This is a genomic window from Pseudomonas sp. MF09156 (genome assembly GCF_059862305.1).
Window position 1 is genome coordinate 125035 of the sequence record NZ_JCBCUR010000003.1, and the last position, 17742, is coordinate 142776.

General features: G+C 61.5%; 17 protein-coding genes. 7 read left to right on the forward strand and 10 right to left on the reverse strand.

The annotated features are described in order from the left end of the window. Window positions 1–83 precede the first annotated feature (83 nt). Window positions 84–2153 (reverse strand): AsmA family protein, encoded by a 2070-nt coding sequence (locus tag AC19YY_RS09710; protein WP_500604115.1) that lies wholly within the window; start codon window positions 2151–2153, stop codon window positions 84–86. Window positions 2154–2521: 368 nt separating this feature from the next. Here AC19YY_RS09710 and AC19YY_RS09715 point away from each other — a divergent pair, with 368 nt between their 5' ends. Both AC19YY_RS09715 and AC19YY_RS09720 read left to right on the forward strand, forming a co-directional pair. After that, on the forward strand, window positions 2522–2860 hold the full coding sequence (locus tag AC19YY_RS09715; RefSeq protein WP_170058617.1) for a hypothetical protein: 339 nt from the start codon (window positions 2522–2524) through the stop codon (window positions 2858–2860). A 152-nt stretch (window positions 2861–3012) separates the two neighbouring features. Continuing rightward, the gene (locus AC19YY_RS09720; RefSeq protein WP_076961541.1) at window positions 3013–3645 is read left to right on the forward strand and encodes a TetR family transcriptional regulator; all 633 of its coding nucleotides are present in this window, start codon (window positions 3013–3015) and stop codon (window positions 3643–3645) included. Window positions 3646–3650: 5 nt separating this feature from the next. On the opposite strand, the gene AC19YY_RS09725 is transcribed toward AC19YY_RS09720, so the two are convergent. Further along, window positions 3651–4169 carry a C40 family peptidase gene (locus tag AC19YY_RS09725; protein ID WP_500604116.1) on the reverse strand — a complete coding sequence of 173 codons (519 nt, stop codon included), beginning with the start codon at window positions 4167–4169 and terminating at the stop codon, window positions 3651–3653. 309 nt (window positions 4170–4478) lie between these two features. Between AC19YY_RS09725 and ureE the strand changes: the two genes are divergently transcribed. The 5 genes from ureE to AC19YY_RS09750 all read left to right on the forward strand — a co-directional run bounded on the left by ureE (window position 4479) and on the right by AC19YY_RS09750 (window position 8175). Continuing rightward, window positions 4479–4979 carry an urease accessory protein UreE gene (gene ureE / locus AC19YY_RS09730; RefSeq protein ID WP_500604117.1) on the forward strand — a complete coding sequence of 167 codons (501 nt, stop codon included), beginning with the start codon at window positions 4479–4481 and terminating at the stop codon, window positions 4977–4979. Beyond that, window positions 4976–5650: an urease accessory UreF family protein gene (locus AC19YY_RS09735; protein ID WP_169952142.1), complete on the forward strand. Its 675-nt coding sequence runs from the start codon at window positions 4976–4978 to the stop codon at window positions 5648–5650. Before ureE ends, AC19YY_RS09735 begins: the two co-directional genes overlap by 4 nt. Before the next feature lie 9 nt (window positions 5651–5659). Continuing rightward, window positions 5660–6274, forward strand: coding sequence for an urease accessory protein UreG (ureG, locus tag AC19YY_RS09740; RefSeq protein ID WP_003217431.1), 615 nt, complete (start codon window positions 5660–5662; stop codon window positions 6272–6274). A 22-nt stretch (window positions 6275–6296) separates the two neighbouring features. After that, window positions 6297–6869 carry a HupE/UreJ family protein gene (locus AC19YY_RS09745; protein ID WP_500604118.1) on the forward strand — a complete coding sequence of 191 codons (573 nt, stop codon included), beginning with the start codon at window positions 6297–6299 and terminating at the stop codon, window positions 6867–6869. 184 nt (window positions 6870–7053) lie between these two features. Next, the gene (locus AC19YY_RS09750) at window positions 7054–8175 is read left to right on the forward strand and encodes an AGE family epimerase/isomerase (RefSeq protein WP_500604119.1); all 1122 of its coding nucleotides are present in this window, start codon (window positions 7054–7056) and stop codon (window positions 8173–8175) included. 111 nt (window positions 8176–8286) lie between these two features. Here AC19YY_RS09750 and AC19YY_RS09755 read toward each other — a convergent pair whose 3' ends face one another. The 8 genes from AC19YY_RS09755 to amaA all read right to left on the reverse strand — a co-directional run bounded on the left by AC19YY_RS09755 (window position 8287) and on the right by amaA (window position 17736). Then, a complete protein-coding gene (locus tag AC19YY_RS09755) occupies window positions 8287–9192 on the reverse strand; it encodes a cation diffusion facilitator family transporter (protein WP_169952148.1) in 906 nt (301 codons plus the stop codon). Between the two features lie 164 nt (window positions 9193–9356). After that, window positions 9357–10121 (reverse strand): SDR family oxidoreductase, encoded by a 765-nt coding sequence (locus AC19YY_RS09760; protein ID WP_169952150.1) that lies wholly within the window; start codon window positions 10119–10121, stop codon window positions 9357–9359. Between the two features lie 803 nt (window positions 10122–10924). Next, window positions 10925–11641 carry an ABC transporter ATP-binding protein gene (locus tag AC19YY_RS09765; protein WP_029300502.1) on the reverse strand — a complete coding sequence of 239 codons (717 nt, stop codon included), beginning with the start codon at window positions 11639–11641 and terminating at the stop codon, window positions 10925–10927. After that, window positions 11638–12513, reverse strand: coding sequence for an ABC transporter ATP-binding protein (locus AC19YY_RS09770; RefSeq protein ID WP_029300504.1), 876 nt, complete (start codon window positions 12511–12513; stop codon window positions 11638–11640). The genes AC19YY_RS09765 and AC19YY_RS09770 overlap by 4 nt, the downstream gene beginning before the upstream one ends. Continuing rightward, complete coding sequence (livM, locus tag AC19YY_RS09775) at window positions 12510–13787, reverse strand: high-affinity branched-chain amino acid ABC transporter permease LivM (protein ID WP_169952152.1); 1278 nt, start codon at window positions 13785–13787, stop codon at window positions 12510–12512. Before livM ends, AC19YY_RS09770 begins: the two co-directional genes overlap by 4 nt. Window positions 13788–13789: 2 nt before the next feature. Continuing rightward, window positions 13790–14704, reverse strand: coding sequence for an ABC transporter permease subunit (locus tag AC19YY_RS09780; RefSeq protein WP_029300506.1), 915 nt, complete (start codon window positions 14702–14704; stop codon window positions 13790–13792). A gap of 222 nt (window positions 14705–14926) precedes the next feature. Then, window positions 14927–16063, reverse strand: coding sequence for a branched-chain amino acid ABC transporter substrate-binding protein (locus AC19YY_RS09785; protein ID WP_104911477.1), 1137 nt, complete (start codon window positions 16061–16063; stop codon window positions 14927–14929). A gap of 389 nt (window positions 16064–16452) precedes the next feature. Next, window positions 16453–17736 (reverse strand): L-pipecolate oxidase, encoded by a 1284-nt coding sequence (amaA, locus tag AC19YY_RS09790; protein ID WP_169952156.1) that lies wholly within the window; start codon window positions 17734–17736, stop codon window positions 16453–16455. Between the last annotated feature and the right edge of the window lie 6 nt (window positions 17737–17742).

Here is a 17742-nt window from a genome sequence, read left to right on the forward strand (position 1 = left end):
GCGGGCTTGCTCGCGAATGCGGTAGATCAGTGATGGATATGTTGACTGATACACCGCATTCGCGAGCAAGCCCGCTCCCACATTTAGCCTTTCACCGTCTTCGGCGCCTTGCCTTCCCGCATCTGCTGCAACAGCGGCACGCACTGGTTGGGCTCATCCCCGCTCGGCGCCACCAGTGCCAGCAGGCCTGCCGCAGGTGCAACGATCACACCCAGCGCCACCATCCCCGCACCACGCAGCAATAGCGGCACTGCCTTGACCCCGGCATTGGGCTTGATGAACGGTCCGTTGACGTACAAGGGCGAACGCAGCGAAAACAGGCGAAAGCCCTTGGACTCTGGGGTGATTGTCAGGTCCAGTTGTTCGCTGGCCATGTTCGCGGTGCCGTCGATGTAGATGATCGCGTTCTCGGTGTCGAACACAAACAACCGACTGGTGGCCAGGCCGGTCTTGATGCCGAAGTCCGCCGCCGCGCAGTTGATCTTCACTTCCTTGTCGCCAAACATCTTGCCGACCACATAGTTACCGACGTTCAGCCCGGCGATTTCCATCAGGCCTCGGCTGATGGCACCGTCGTTGATGAGCATTTTCAGATCGCCATTGGCACTGCCCAACAAAGCCGCCACCGAGTTGCCGCGCCCGGCGATATCCGCATCGCCGTTTAGCTCGCCAAAGCTGGTCTTCATCGGTTCAAAGGTGGGGAACAGTTGCTTGAGCTTGAAGTTGCGCGCCGTCAGTTTCGCCCGGCCTTCCAGCGGGGTGATGCGGCCATTGAGGCGAATCTGTGCATCGAGCTTGCCGCCCGCCACGCCGAAACGCAGGGGTTCGAGGCTCAGTTGGCCGTCGTTGAGCACCAGGTGCGTGTAGAGGTCGGTAAAGGGCAGTTCGGCGCTGTGGACAATGCGCTTGCCGGTGAACTCGACATCGGCGTCCATATCGCGCCAGCGCTCGGTGCGAAACTCCTCCACCGGCAGCACCTTGGTCGCCGGTTGCTTGCTTTCACCGCCACGGGCCTTTTGCTTGGCGTTGGAGTCGGCACCGATCAGCGGCGCCAGGTCGGCCAGCAGCAGTTGGTTGGACACCAGTGCGCCACTGAGCTTTGGCCGTGGCTGGCTGGCGACATAGGCCAGGTCGCCGTGGATGTCGCTGTTGCCGATCTTGCCGTTGAAGTTTTCATAGCGGAACGACGCACCGCCCGCCTCATGCAACTTGGCGATCAGGCGCCCATCGGTGGAATAGGCCGGCGAGTCCGGCAGGGTCACGCCGGTCAGTGGGTAAAGGTTGCCCAGGCTGGTGCCAGACAGTTTCAGGCGCAGGTCCAGGGCGCCGAGGTTCAGTGGGTCGGTCAGGGTGCCGGCCAGGGCGATGCTGGTATCACCGACCTTCGCCTGGGCCTGCAGGGGGAACGGCTTGGCGGCGTCTTGCAGGGCCAGCAGCCCGCCGATCTTGCCGCTGCCGGCGAGTTTCTGGCCGTGGTACTGGCCGCTGACCTTGAGGCCAAACGCATAGTCCTGGGGTGTGGCGCCCTGCTCCAGGGTTTTTTTTGCATCGCGCTCACCGACGATTTCGCTGAACGCAATCGGCTTGCCCAGGAGGTCGATCAGCACATCGAGACGGGTCTTGAGGGTCTGGTCGTCGAGGGTCACGTGGCCCTTGTCGAAGCCGATGGCGCCGATATCCACCACCCAGCTGGACGGTTCGGCATTCGGGTCCTTGGGATCAAAGGTGAAGGTCCAGTTGGCGCGGCCATCGGCCAGGCGCTGCAATTGGGCACTCGGCTCGGTCAGGTCGATGCGCGGGATCACCACGCGCTGGGCCAGCAAGGCCAAGGGCGAGATGCGCAGTTCAACGCGCTTGAGGGTGACCATCTGCGGCTGTTTCGACCACTCGGGGTTGCCCAGGCTCAGGTCTTCGGCCACCACATGGGGCCACGGCACCCAGGCGCGCCAACCGCCCTCGTCCGGCTCGCGCTGCCAGACCACCGCCAGGTTGCCATTGATGGCAAAGGCGCGATGCAGCTCTTCGGAGACCTTGGCATTGAGTTGCGGCTTGATCCGGTTCCAATCGAAGAACACCAGGATCAGTACCACAGCGGCGATTAACAGAACGAAGCAGGCACTGCTCCAGGCGAGAATTTTACGAGTGCGCGTCATTGCACAGGGCTCCTGATTACGACTGCGCGTGCCACTGGCAACGCGCGCAAGGACTAAAGCTTATATGGCTACGACTGGCAAATGGCCTGGGGGTTTAACCGCAGATGGCAATTAGCGCTGAAAAGCGCTTTTTCTGACTAATCCGACAGCTTCTTTCATCAACGACGCACCGTTGTTACCCACGCCCGTGTCGAAAATACCCACCCCGGTGCAAAAGCGCGTGCTTGAGAGGCGCGATCTAGAGCCTCGGCGCAGAACAATCAATTCTGTTGATTATTACCATTGTGTTTATGAACTTTTATATCGAGATATCGAGAGTAGCATTAGCCCTGTACCCACTTTATCGCCCTCCCAAGGAGCAACTCATCATGAAACGCCAATTACTGCTCAGTGTTGCACTCTCTGTCCTGGCCACCAGCGCTTTTGCCCTGCCAGCTGCCGAACAAGCCATCCCGCAAGCCAAGGCTGACGCCACGCACATCGGTCAGACCGTTGCCGAAGGTGGTCGCGATCGCCTGGAACAAAAAGGCCTGGTTGAAGGTGGCTCGGACCGTCTGCAAAAACGCGAATTCGTCGCCGAAGGTGGCCGTGATCGCCTGGAACAAAAAGGCCTGGTTGAAGGTGGCTCGGACCGCCTGCAACAACGCGAATTCGTCGCCGAGGGCGGTTCCGACCGTCTGGATGACATGCATAAAGCTACGAGCTAAGCCTGTGCTGGCCCTGAAAAAAGCCCGATCCCCAGAGATCGGGCTTTGACTTTGTGGGATCTGCGCCACCTTTGTCCCGTTACAAGTTCGACGCAGGCAAAGTTGATTTGCTAGAGTGCGTCGCTGTCCTTGTCTACAAAGCTCACCCGCCAATGCTGCCCCGCGCCGAACAGAAGCAACAGACCCGCCTTGCCTTGATGGACGCAGCCCGCCATCTGATGGAGGGTGGCCGAGGGTTTGGCAGCCTGAGCCTGCGCGAAGTGGCCAAGAGCGCTGGCATCGTGCCCACCGGTTTTTACCGACACTTTGCCGATATGGACCAATTGGGCCTGGTGCTCGTCAGTGAGGTCGGCCAGACCTTCCGTGCCACCATCCGCCTGGTACGCCACAACGAATTCGTCATGGGCGGCATCATCGATGCCTCGGTACGGATCTTTCTCGATGTAGTGGCGGCCAACCGTTCACAATTCCTGTTCCTCGCCCGCGAGCAATACGGCGGTTGCCTGGCCGTGCGCCAAGCCATCGGCGCCTTGCGCGAAGATATCACCTCGGACCTGGCAGCCGACCTGACGCTGATGCCCAAGCTGCAGCACCTGGATGCCGACGGTTTGCATGTGATGGCCGACCTGATCGTCAAGAGCGTGTTCGCCACCCTGCCCGACATTATCGACCCGCCCGCCGCGGCCTTGCCGGCGCACCTCACGCCCCAGGCTAAGATCACCCAGCAACTGCGCTTTATCTTTATCGGCCTCAAGCACTGGCAAGGCCTGGGCAGCACCGAATAGGCCGGTCAGCGCAGCGCCTGGAAACGCTTGGCGGTGGTGTAGTTTTTCTTCCAATAACTGTTGGCCAGTGAGTCGATGCGGATGCTCTTGCCCTTGCGCGGCGAATGAATGAACTTGCCCTCGCCCACATACAGGCCGACATGGCTGACCTGGTTGCGCCCATTGGCCCTGAAAAATACCGCATCGCCCGGTTGCAGCGCGTCACGCTTGATCGTCGCCGCCGTTGACCGGTGCATCGCCGCCGTGGTGCGCGGGATGACAATGTTGGCCTCGGTCTTGAACAGATAGACCAGCAAGCCGCTGCAATCGAACCCCTGGTCCTGAGAGCTGCCGCCCCATTTGTAGGCGGTGCCGAGCAATTGGTGGGCGCGGTCGACTACATTCTCGATGCTCGGCTGCGACACGGCCTGTAGCGAGGCACTGAAGGGGGCCAGTGAGGTGTGGCGCTTGTTGAGGTTGGCCGAAGCCGATGACGTGACGCCAAACAGGCCGACCATCACTACACACAAAAATGACTTGAACATGATAAACAACGCAGTGGATTAAACACGGGGTGCAATCCTAGTGAAGCGATGCGAAGCAAGATGAACGGCAAATCCAAGATGCTCGTAGGACAAATCCCAAATCACCCCTAGCTATAAATAGCCCCGGCCAAATCGCCCAATTCAGGTGCCATCGCCCCCTACGGCGCACCAAAATAGATCACTCCAACCTCCGGCCACCGCCCCGTTTAGTGGCGCAATGCCCATAACCTACGGCCATTTCCTACGCTAAGCGTGGTTGGCAAGCCCCTTGCTCTAGCCTGTTTATCGCTCATTGCTGGAAGCTTCCCGATGCTGGTCATCCACCGCCGAATTGCGCCCCAAGCCACCTGGGCCGCGGAGTTGCTGCTGAACTTCGAAGCCCGCAGCAAAAGCCGCCTGCGCTGTTTCAGTGCCGAGGGTGAAGATGTCGGCTTGTTTCTGGAGCGCGGCCAGCCGCCACTCCACGATGGGGAATTCCTACAAGCTGAAGACGGACGTGTCGTACGCGTCTGCGCACGCCCTGAACAACTGCTGCACGTCACCTGCAGCAGCGCCTTTGAACTGACCCGTGCGGCCTATCACCTGGGCAACCGGCATGTGGCCCTGCAAGTGGGGGACGGCTGGCTGCGCCTGCTCGATGACTACGTGCTCAAGGCCATGCTGGAGCAACTGGGGGCCCATGCCGCAACCCTCGAAGCGCCGTTCCAGCCCGAGCACGGCGCCTACGGTGGCGGCCATCATCACTCGCGCCACGGTGACGAAGACTTCAACTACCCGCCCAAACTGCATCAGTTCGGCGTGCGCCTGTGAACCCGGCCTGGGCGCTGCTGCGTCTGGCCAGTCCGCAATTGCCGATTGGCGGCTACAGCTATTCCCAAGGCCTGGAAATGGCCGTGGACAATGCCCGTGTCAGCGATGCCGACAGCGCCCGACGCTGGATCAGCGACCAACTGTTGCTCAACCTCGCGCGCTTCGAAGCGCCGCTGTTGCTTGCCCATTGCCAGGCGGCAGCTGCCCAGGACTGGGTGGGCCTGCGCCAACTGTGTGAAGAACACCGCGCCAGCCGCGAAACCCGCGAGCTGTTCCAGGAGAGCCGGCAAATGGGCTACTCCCTGCAACAACTGCTCAACGGCCTGCCGGAACTGGATGACGCGGCGCGGCGCTTTCTCGACACCACTCACGAACCCCATCTGGCCCTGGGCTGGGCACTTGCCGCACGAGCCTGGGCGATCAGCCCCGACGATGCCCTGGCCGCCTGGCTGTGGAGCTGGCTGGAAAACCAGTTGGCCGTGCTGATGAAGACCCTGCCCCTGGGCCAACAGGCCGCCCAACGCCTGACCAGCGAACTGCTGCCGTTGCTGCAACAAGCCCAGCAGGACGCCAGCCAGCGCGATCCCCATCACTTTGGCAGCGCCGCGTTCGGCCTGTCCCTGGCATGCATGGCCCACGAGCGCCAGTACAGCCGCCTGTTCCGTTCCTAGGAGAACCCCATGAACACACAACCTTTGCGCGTCGGTATCGGCGGCCCCGTTGGCTCCGGCAAGACCGCCCTGACCCTGGCGCTGTGCCTGGCCCTGCGTGATCGCTACAACCTGGCGGTGGTCACCAACGACATCTACACCCGCGAAGACGCGGACTTTCTGGTACGCAACCAGGCCCTGGCGCCCGAGCGCATCATCGGCGTAGAAACCGGCGGCTGCCCGCACACGGCGATTCGCGAAGATGCGTCGATCAACCTCGAAGCGGTGGATCAACTGAACCGGCGTTTTCCCGGCCTCGACCTGATCCTGGTGGAGTCGGGCGGTGACAACCTATCGGCCACCTTCAGCCCAGAACTGTCGGACCTGACCATCTATGTGATCGATGTGTCGGCCGGCGACAAGCTGCCACGCAAGGGCGGGCCGGGGATCTGCAAGTCGGACCTGCTGGTGATCAACAAGATTGACCTGGCGCCGCTGGTCGGCGCTTCGCTGGAACTGATGAACAGCGACACCCAGCGCATGCGCGGCGGCAAGCCATTTGTCTTCAGCAACCAGAAAACCGGGGTCGGCCTGGAAGAAATCGTCGCCTTTATCGAACGCCAGGGCCTGCTGACCGCAGCCTGATCCCCTTACCAAGGAGCTGTTTATGAGCATCAACAAACTGTTTGCCGCCGCCGCACTGCTACTGGCCCCGGCCCTGGCCCTGGCCCATCCGGGCCACGGCGACAATGGCCTGGTGGCCGGTATCAGCCATCCCCTCGGCGGGCTGGACCATTTGCTGGCGATGCTGGCCGTCGGCCTGTGGGCGGCACAGCAACAAGGCGCGGCGCGGTGGGCGCTGCCGTGTACGTTTGTCGGCACCATGCTGATCGGTGGCTTGCTGGGTTTTGAAGGGTTGGCCTTGCCGGCCCTGGAGAGCGGGATTGCCGCGTCGGTGCTGGCCCTGGGCCTGGCGGTGGCCTTGGCGATCCGCCCGCCGGTGGCGGTGGCCGTGGCCGCAACAGCCGTGTTTGCCCTGTTCCATGGCGTGGCCCATGGCCTGGAGCTGCCGGACATGACCAGCCCTTGGGCGTATGCGGCCGGGTTCGTCGGGGCGACGGCGGTGCTGCATGCGGCCGGGTATGCGCTGGTGCGTTTCCTGCCGGCTGCGGCGGCACCGCTGGTGCGGGTGGCCGGTGCGGCTTCGGCGGCGACGGGGGTTTGGTTGCTGGCGGGCTGAGTCTGGCGGCGCCTGTAAGGTACTCATCGCAGGCAAGCCAGCTCCTACATTTGACCGAGTTCTACCTTTGGAATGGGGTCGAATGTGGGAGCGGGCTTGCTCGCGATAGCGGTAGCAAAACCACCGCAGCCCCCAAGCCTGCTACCATGCGCGGCAAACACCCCTGCCGTGACGACGCCAGCCGATGCCCATCGCTCCAAGCTCTGCCAACAAGCCTCAATTGAACGCTGTGCTCACGCACTTCAACGACCTGATCGTGCCGCTCTGGCAGGGTCCGGGCTGGAATGCCGAGTTGGCGCTGCCCTATGAGGCGCTGGATGCCGATCACCGCCCGTTGCCCCCGCAACGCTACCGCGCCATGGCCTGTGCCCGACAGTTGTATGTGTTTGCCAGCCTGATCGGCGCGCCGGGCAAGGACTTTGCCGAAGAACGCGCCGCGACGCTGTTTCGCTCGCTGCAAAGGCACTTTCATGACGCCGAGCACGGCGGCTGGTTCTACAGCATCGACCCCCACGGCCAGCCGCTGGACAAGCGCAAAGACCTGTATACCCACGCGTTTATCATCTTCGCTTGCGCCCATTACTGGGCCAAGGTTCGCGAGCCGTTGGTGGAGTCGGTGCTCAATGCCGCCCTGGAAGTGGTCGCCGAGCGCTTTGCCACGGGCGACGGCCTGTATGAAGCGGTCCTGGAGCGTAACTGGTCGTCCCTCAAGTCCGGCCCGCTGCAGAACCCGCTGATGCACCTGGCCGAGGGCTTCCTCGCCACCCTCGCAGTGCGTGAAGATGCGGCGGTGCAACAGGCCCTGCTGGCACTGGCGACGGCCATGCAGCAACGCTTTATCGAGCGCCAGCATGGCGTAATGATGGAAAAGCCCCTGGGAGCTGTGGATAACTGGTTCGAGCCGGGGCATCAGTTTGAATGGTTCTTCCTGCTGGAGTCCTCGCCCCTGCTGCGCGGCACTGCGCTGCATGCCTCGCTGAGCCGGGCATTCGCCTATGCCGAGCAAACCGGTGTGGATAACCTCAGTGGCGCGGTCAGCGGCATGTTGGCGCTGGACGGCAGCGTGCGTGACGCCACCCAGCGCATCTGGGCCCAGGCCGAGTACCTGCGCGCACTGACCTTGCGCCCGGGCAGCGCGGCAGTGCTGGAGCGCCAGTTGCTGGCGTTGCAGCAGCATTTTTTACATGCCAAGGGCTGGAATGAGTGCCTGGATGCCAAGGGTGAGGTGAGCCGGCGGGATATGCCGTCGACTACGCCTTACCATTTGGCGACCTGCTATCAGGGGTTGAGCGAGTTTCTCGGCTGATCTTTCTGGCCCCATCGCAGGCAAGCCAGCTCCCACACTTGAAGGGGTTCACCCATCAACAATGTGGGAGCTGGCTTGCCTGCGATAGCCTCACCTCGGTCTAACGGCCAATCAAGCAATCCACTTGCGGTCCCCAGTAAAGCTGATCGTCAACCACCGCGCCTTGTCCGGCGCGCCCAGCCCTGTGGATATCTCTTCGCGCAGCCCGTCGAGCGTCGCGACCTTATCCACCGGGTAGTCCGCCGGCAGCACCACATGAATCTCGATAAACCGCGCCCGCCCGTGCTTCTGCACGTAGGACACGTAGTCGTCGAAACCATGCCGGGCCTGGGCCGCGTCCATCACTTCGCGCACTTTGTCGTCCAACTGGTCGGGAGCAATCCCCAGCACATCGCGCAAGGCCGGGCGCAAGATCTTCAAGGCCGGCGCCAGCATGCTCAGGGCCAGCAGGATCAGGATCAAGGGGTCGACGTACACCGCCCACTCGCCATAGCCCTGGGATTTGAGCAGCAGCGCGGCCAGGAAGCTCACCAGCAGGCCCACGGAGAGCATGGCGTCTACCAGCCAACTGATGTTGTCGAACTGGATCAGCGACGACTGCAGCTTGCGGTTGCGGTGCCGCACATAGAAGAAGTAGGCGAACTCGACCACGGTAAACACCGCAGCGTAGATGATCACCAGCCCCAACTCGATCTCGCGCCCGCCATTGATAATGCCGAACACCCCGTTGAGAAACGCGTAGATGGCGATCAACAGCAGGAAACTGCCTTCGATCAGCAACACCATCGGTTCCAGGTGCCAGTAGCCGAACTGGAAGCGGTCGTTGCTTTTCTTGGCGATCAGCTTGGCCGTGATCAGCATCAACACCTTGATAAAGGTCGCGATCAGCGAGAAAAAGCCGTCGAATAAAATGGATTGGGCGCCTGATATCACACCCGTGACAATCCCGGCGATCGCCACGGCGAACATCAGGATGGTCGATTGTTTGAGCAGTGCCTGCTCACCTCGGTTACTCACATATCCTCCTGTCAAAACCTTTAAACCGCTGGGTGCGGTGGGGTTTTCAGGAGTGGAGTGTACCTTATGCCGCCTTTTGGCCGATTTGCCGCCTTCGCGAGCAAGTCGAATCGGCGGTGCAGCGATTCGACTTGCTCACGAAACAGGCGACGCGGTCTCAAGCCTTACTTGGCCCCACGCTCAATCGCAAACCCAGCCCAGGTCTGGCTTACCGGCATCAGCTCCAGGCGGTTGATGTTCACGTGCGCCGGGGTGTTCATCACCCAGAAGATGGTGTCGGCAATGTCCTGCGGCTGGATCGGCTCGGCGCCGGCGTAGGTGGCGTCGTAACGCGCCTGGTCACCGCCAAAGCGCACCAGGGAGAACTCGCTCTCGCACAGGCCCGGCTCGATGTTGGTCACGCGCACGCCGGTGCCTTGCAGGTCGCAGCGCAGGTTCAGGGAGAACTGTTTGACGAACGCCTTGGAGCCGCCATACACGTGGCTGCCCGGGTACGGGTAGTTGCCGGCGATGGAGCCCAGGTTGACGATCCCGGCGCCACGGCCATGGGCGATCAGGCGCGGCAGCAACAGGCTGGTGGTGGTCAGCAGGCCCTTGATATTGGTGTCGACCATGGTCTCCCAATCGTCGAGGCTGCACTTGGGCGCCGGGTCGGTGCCCACGGCCAGGCCCGCGTTGTTGATCAGCCCGCGTAGCTTGCTGAACGACGCCGGCAGGTTGGCAATCGCCTCTTCCATGCCCTTGCGGTCACGCACGTCCACTACCAGGCCATGCACCTCGGTTTGCTTGGAAAGCTCTTCGACCAGGGCATTCAAGCGCTCGGCACGTCGACCGGTGAGCACCAGTTTCCAGCCAGCCTCGGCAAAGCGACGGGCACAGGCTTCGCCGAAACCTGAGGTTGCGCCAGTAATAAACAGCGTGTCAGACATGGTGTTCTCCTTGCGGGCATCGAGAAAAAATCAGCCAGCAGAATGCCCTTACGCCGCCGTCGCGGCAACCGCTATGCACACAACTTGAAGCACACCTGGTCAATTTTTAACCACCACAGGCAAAGCCTTATAAAACGTGGCGCGCAGCCATGTGCGCGCAGGTTATCCACAGCTGCGCCCACAGTCTTTGGGGGCAAGTGCAAAACCCTCCAGGCCGCTGTGTACAAGGCTTTCAGGGCGATTCAAAAAGTTTTTTGCTTGACCTTGGGCGGCCCATATGTAGGCCCATGGGGGAGGACGCGCCAGGAGGCATGGCTCCAGGCCAGTAAATCCGGCCCCTGCACACGTCTTTCCAGAGTTTAACCACAGACTTATCCACAGGCTTGCAGGTCATGTTCCGGTCATATACCTGTGTCTATGAACAGGTTGACAAAACCTGCGGCACCTCCCGAAAAAGCCCCTGATCAAAAAACAGCCACCGCGCTGTAAGCCCCGTAGATAAAGGCGTACAGCCAGCTACTCCCATGTTACCCACAGCCGGTTCCACAGTGGATGGGGACAAGTCATTTGTGTGACAAAACAGGGATTTGCGGCGGCTATATGTCGCGCTTTGGGAGGTGTGTGGATTTGTTTTCCACAATTTGCCGGAAGGCCTGCGGACTACCGAAAAATGTAGGCGCCGGCTTTATGTGGGAGCCGGGCTTGCCCGCGATGGCATCACCTCGGTGTACCTGAAATACCGAGGTGTCTGCATCGCAGGCAAGCCAGCTCCCACACAAGCCGGCGCCTAGGGTGATGGCGGGTTAGTGCCCGCCGAGGTAGGCGTTGCGCACTTCCTCGTTCACCAGTAGCTCCTTGCCACTGCCAGTCAAACGGATTTCGCCGTTGACCATCACATACGCCCGGTCAGACAGGCGCAGCGCGTGGTTGGCGTTCTGCTCCACCAGGAAGATGGTCATCCCGGTGGCCGCCAGTTCGCGCAAGGTGGCAAAGATCTGCTTCACCACAATCGGTGCCAGGCCCAGGCTCGGTTCATCGAGCAGCAACAGCTTGGGCCGGCTCATCAACGCCCGGGCAATGGCGAGCATTTGCTGCTCGCCACCGGACATGGTCATGGCCCGCTGGTTACGCCGCTCCTTGAGCCGTGGAAACAGCTCGAACATGCGCTGCATATCCTCGCTGGCGTGCTTGTCGCCAATGGGGATGGTGCCCATCAGCAGGTTTTCCTCGACAGTCATGTCGGGGAACACCCGCCGCCCTTCCGGGGACTGGGCGATGCCGTTGGAGGCGATGTAGTGGGACGACTTGTGGGTAATGTCCACGCCCTGGTAGAGGATCTGCCCGGACTCGGCACGCGGCTGGCCGAAGATCGACATCAGCAGCGTGGACTTGCCCGCGCCGTTGGAGCCGATCAGGCTCACGGTTTCGCCCTCGTCGATGTGCAGCGAGACTTTCTTCAGGGCCTGGATCGGGCCATAGAACACGTCCAGGTCCTTCATTTCGAGGATAGGCGTCGTCATACCAGCTCCTCCTCATCGGCGCCCAGGTAGGCCGCGATCACTTTCGGGTCGTTACGGATCGCTTCCGGCCCGCCCTCGGCAATGACGTTGCCGTGGTCCAGCACCACGATGTGGTCGGAAATACTCATCACCATGCCCATGTCGTGCTCGATCAGTACCACTGTGAGGTCGTGTTCGTCGCGCAGCAGGCGAATCATCGCACTGAGGGCTTCGGTTTCCTGGGGGTTGAGGCCAGCTGCCGGTTCGTCCAGGCAGATGATCTGCGGCCGGGTGCACATGGCACGGGCGATTTCCAGGCGGCGCTGCTGGCCGTAGGACAGCTCGCCAGCCAGGCGGTTGGCGCAGTCCACCAAATCCACCACTTCCAGCCAGTAAAAGGCGTGGTCCAGTGCGTCGCTTTCTGCCTTGCGGTAGCCCTTGGTGTTGAGAATGCCCGCCAGCATGTTGCGGTTGACCCACATGTGCTGGGCCACCAGCAGGTTTTCCACCACCGACATTTCCTTGAACAGGCGAATGTTCTGGAAGGTACGGGCCAGGCCTGCGCGGTTCACCAGGTGGGTGCCGCCGAACATCTTGTAGTACACCCGACTGAAAAAGCTCTTGGGCGACACGAAGTCGGTAGGCTTGAAGCGCTCGCCGAGCAACTGGATCACGTTGGTCTGCTTGCCGCGGATGTTGAGTTCGATCTTGCCGCCGCTGGCCGTATAAAAGCCGGTCAGGCAGTTGAACACTGTGGTCTTGCCGGCGCCGTTGGGGCCGATCAGGGCGAAGATCGAGTTGCGTTCGACCTTGAGGCTCACATCGCTCAAGGCCTTGATGCCACCGAAGTGCATCATCAGGTGTTCCACGTTGAGGACAACTTCCTTGCTCATGGCGCTACCCCCTTGCGTGGTGTCACACCGGTACGGCTGATCCGGATCAGGCCCCGTGGCCGCCAGATCATCATCACCACCATCAACACGCCAAACAGCAACACCCGGTACTCGGAGAAGCTGCGCAGCAGTTCAGGCGCCACGGTCAGCACGAACGCGGCAATGACCACGCCCACCGTCGAGCCCATGCCACCCAGTACCACGATGGCGAGAATCAGCGCCGACTCGAAGAAGGTGAACGAAGACGGGTTGACGAAGCCCTGGTAACTGGCAAAGAACACCCCGGCCAGGCCGGCCGTCGAAGCGCCGATGGTGAAGGCCGAGAGCTTGACCAGGACGTGGTTCAGGCCCATGGAACGGCAAGCGATTTCATCCTCGCGCAAGGCTTCCCAGGCGCGGCCCACTGGCATGCGGGTCAGGCGATGCTTGATGTACAGCACCAGCAGCACCACCAGAAACAGCACGATGTAGATGAACAGGAACTTCACGTTGGGGTTGTAGGCGATGCCGAAGAACTCATGGAACGGCACCCCGCCCTCCTTGGCACGCCGGCCGAACTCCAGGCCGAGGAACGTCGGCGATGGCACCGGCATACCGTTTGGCCCGCCGGTAAACGACAGCCAGTTATTGAGCACCAGGCGGATGATTTCACCAAAACCCAGGGTCACGATGGCCAGGTAGTCACCGTGCATTCGCAACACCGGGAACCCGAGGATGCACCCCGCCAGCGCAGCAGCGATGGCCGCCAGCGGCAGTACCGTCCAGAACCCCAGCCCGAGGTATTGGTAACCCAGGGCCAGGCCGTAGGCGCCGATGGCGTAGAACGCCACGTAACCCAGGTCAAGCAGCCCGGCCAGGCCGACCACGATGTTCAGGCCCAGACCCAGCAACACGTAGATCAGCCCGAGGATCACCACGGTCAGCAGGTATTTGTTGGCGAAAAACGGAAAGACAATGGCGATCACGATCAGCGCCGGGATGATCCAGCGCAGCCGCGACTTGTAGTCCGGCGCCAGCACATGCACGCCAGAGCCCGAGCTTTCAAAACCCTGGAGAATCTTCAAGCCCTTGGGGGTTTGCAGGAACAGGCTCATGAGCAGGCGCCCGGCCATGACGATCGCCACCAGCAAGCCGACGCGGGCCGGTTCCAGGTTGAAGCTGTAGCCGTCCAGGACCACGCCGACGATAGGGCCGAATACGATCAGGGAAATCAGCCCGGCGAGGACCGCATCGACCACACTTTTCTTGATATCGATAGATTTGGCAGCAGACATGTTTACACCTTCGCCACGAGCGGGCGACCAAGCAGGCCCTGGGGACGGAAAATCAGAATCACCACCAGCAGGGAGAAACTGAACACATCTTTGTAGTCAGAGTTGATCAACCCCGAGAACAGCGACTCGGAAATCCCCAGGATAATCCCGCCAAGCATCGCCCCAGGCAGGGAGCCGATGCCGCCGAGTACCGCTGCGGTAAATGCCTTGATGCCGATGATAAAGCCGGCATAGAAGTCGAACGTGCCGTAGTTCAGGGTGATCAGCACACCGGCCAGGGCCGCCATGGCGGCACCGATGACAAACACGTAGGAGATCACGCGGTCGGTGTTGATCCCCAGGATCGAGGCCATCTTGCGGTCTTGCTGGGTCGCGCGGCACATGCGGCCGAGCTTGGTGTACTTGATGATGTAGGTCAGCAGCGCCATGCCGGCAAAGGCCGCGACCAGGATGAAGACCTTGGTGTAGGTCAACTGTACGAACCCGGTGCCGATATCGACGCGCCAGGCGCCGGCCAGCAGGGTGGGAATGCCTTGTTGCTTGGCGCCCTGGGCGATCTGCGCGTAGTTCTGCAGGATCAGCGAGATCCCGATGGCGCTGATCAGCGGGGCCAGGCGAGTGGAGTTGCGCAACGGTTTGTAGGCGACACGCTCGATGACCCAACCATAGACGCCGGTGACGACGACGGTGAATATCAGGGTGCCGAGAATGAGCAGCGGGAAGGATTCGAGGCCGAAATAAGCCAGCAGTGCCAGACTGATCGCCGCGAGGTAAGCGGAAATCATATAAACCTCGCCATGGGCGAAGTTGATCATGCCAATGATGCCATAGACCATTGTGTAGCCGATGGCGATCAGGCCATAGACCGACCCGAGGGTCAGGCCGTTGACCAGTTGCTGCAGGAAAATACCATCCATAACGCAATCTCACGCGGTGAGAACCTGCACACCCTTGGGCGTGCGGCCCTTCTGGAGGAAAAAACAGATCTGGTGCCGGACGCAATGGCCCGGGCAACTGCGATCCAGTGTGGGAGCTGGCTTGCCGGCGATAGCGGTCTCACATTCAACACAGGTGCTGGCTGTCAGTCCGTCATCGCGGGCAAGCCCGGCTCCCACAAGGGGTCGGTGGTGGCTGGTTGATTACTTCTGCTTTTCCAACTGGTGGTACTTGCCGTCCTTGTCCCACTGGTACACCACGTAGTCGGAGACCTTCAGGTCACCCTTGGTATCCCATTCCTTCTTGCCCATCACGGTTTGCACCGGGTTGGCCTTGAGCCACTTGGCCGCGTCTTCGCCCTTGTTGGACTTGGCGCCGTTGAAGCCGGCCGCCAGGGCCTGGATCGAGGCGTAGGCGTACAGGGTGTAGCCTTCAGGCTCGGTGCCATTTTTGCGGAACTCTTCCACCACGGCCTTGCTGTCTGGCAGCAGGCGCGGGTCGGCGCCGAAGGTCATGTAGACGCCATCGACGTATTGCGCACCACCGGCGGTCGCCACCAGTTCGTCGGTCACCACACCATCGTCGGACATGAACTTGACGTCTTTGAGGCCCGCTTCACGGATCTGGCGCACCAGTGGGCCGGCTTCCGGGTGCAGGCCGCCGAAGTACACGACATCGGCGCCCAGCGAACGGATCTTGGTCACCAGGGCGCTGAAGTCTTTCTCGCCACGGGTCAGGCCTTCTTCGAGCACCGGCTTGACGCCGCGCTTGGTCAGTTGGGCTGCGGTGGCATCGGCCAGGCCTTTGCCGTAGGTGTCCTTGTCGTTGATGACCGCGACTTTCTTGCCCTTGAGCACGTCGACGATGTAGTCGCCGGCCACGATGCCCTGCTGGTCATCCCGCCCGCACATGCGGAACATGGCGCCCAGGCCACGCTCGGTCACTTGGGGGTTGGTGGAGCCAGGAGTGATTGCGATGATGCCCGCTTCGTCGTACACCTCGGAGGCTGGAATGGTGTTCGACGAGCAGAAGTGCCCGACCACGCCGATCACTTTGTCCTGGTCGGCCAGGCGGTTGGCCACGGCTACGGCCTGCTTGGGTTCGCACGCGTCGTCACCGGCCACCAGCTTGATCTGCTCGCCGTTGATCCCGCCCGCCTTGTTGATCACATCGGCCGCCGCCTGGGCACCTTTCATGTACTGCTCACCGAAGGCAGCGTTGGCACCGGTCATCGGCCCCGCCACGCCAATCTTCACATCAGCTTGAACAAACGTAGAAACGCCCAGCGCGGCAGCTACCGCGAGGGCCAGGAAACCTTTCTTGTAAAACGTCTGGGACATGAGTGGTGCTCCGAGTTTTTTGTTGAATGGGCACTGCAATTTCACTTCAAACTTTCACTTGAAACCTTCACTGGAAAGCTGAGAGCAAGCGGCGTGCCATTGCGTTTTTATATTTCAAAAAGACACGGTGTCATTGTTATTACAGGCGTTTCGGTGCCTTTTTGGCGGGACGTGCAACCCTCTGGAACGCAGAGGTGCAACCACTGGCCCGAAAGAGTGAAACCCGCCCATTGGACTGATGTCAGCCAGCCATCAAGCGCCCCTTCGAGCATCTGTAACCATGCGCGTAACGGAAGTGCACATTTACAGTGCGTCACTGCTACGACTCGCACCAATACAGATTAGTAGCCGGCTAAGAAAATGCCGGCTTTTGAAGGGTATTTCGCTGATCAGATGACAATTCGCAGGCATTGGCCCGCGTGGTACAGCGAGAATCCGGCCTCGTACAGGCAACTGCGCAGGCCCACGCCGGCCAGCGGCTGCATCGGCGCAAACGGAATCGGCAGGGCCTTGGGGTCCTGGTGGCACAAATAATCGGCAAATGCCTTGCCCACCACGCTGCCAGTGGTCACCCCACGCCCGTTGTAACCAGTGACTGCCACCAAACCGGGCGCCGGCTCGAAAAGACGCATCAGATGGTCTGGGGTGAAAGCGATGCAGCCGGTCCAGGTGTATTCCCAGTCCACCGCCTTGAGAAATGGGAAATAGTGCTGCTGCACGCGGTCGGCCCAGGCCTTGAGAAACCAGGTGGGTTTCTGGTTGCCATTGCCCAGGCTGCCCAGCAACAACCGCCCATCGGCATCGCGGCGGATGCTGCTCAGCACCTGGCGGGTATCCCAGGAACCCTGGCCGCCCGGCAGGATTTGCTGCGCAGCATCACCGCTCAGGGGCACCGAGGCCACCTGATAGTAGTAACCGGGGAAAAAATTGCGCCGCAACTCGGTCCACTCGCCTTCGGTGTAGGCATTGGAGGCGATCACCACTTGTGCAGCTTGCACCGCACCCTGGGCCGTTTGCACAGACCAGGATTGGCCCTGGCGCTCCAGTTGGGTCACCGGTGAATGATCGAACAACTGCCCACCCAGGCCCACTGCGGCATTGGCCAGGCCACTGGTGTAGGCCATCGGGTTCAAGGTGCCGGCACGCCGGTCGAGCAAGGCGGCGGCGATCTTTTGGGTGCCGGTGGCCTGCTCGCACGCAGCACCGGTCAGCAGCTCCACGGGCGCGCCACGGCGCTTCCATTGTTGCTCGCGGCTGCGCAGGTCGGCTTCGCCACGGGCGTTGTGCGCCATGTGCAACGTGCCCTCGCGGCGCAGCTGGCAATCAATCCTGTACTTGTCGATCAGGCTGAACACCAGGGACGGCGCTGCGCCAAGCATTCGGTTGAGCTGGCTGCCCACCGCCGTGCCGAAACCAGCCTCGATCTCATCCGGAGGGATCCACATCCCGGCGTTGACCAGCCCCACGTTGCGCCCCGAACCACCATGGCCGGTGCGATGGGCCTCCAGCACGCAGACACTTTTACCTTGCTCCAGCAGGTGGATGGCCGCCGACAAACCGGTGATACCGGCGCCGATCACACACACATCCACCTTGACCTCGCCCTTGAGGGCGATGCGATCCGGCCGGCCAGGGGTCAGTTGTTCCCACAAACACGCTTCGCGTAATGGCATTGCCAG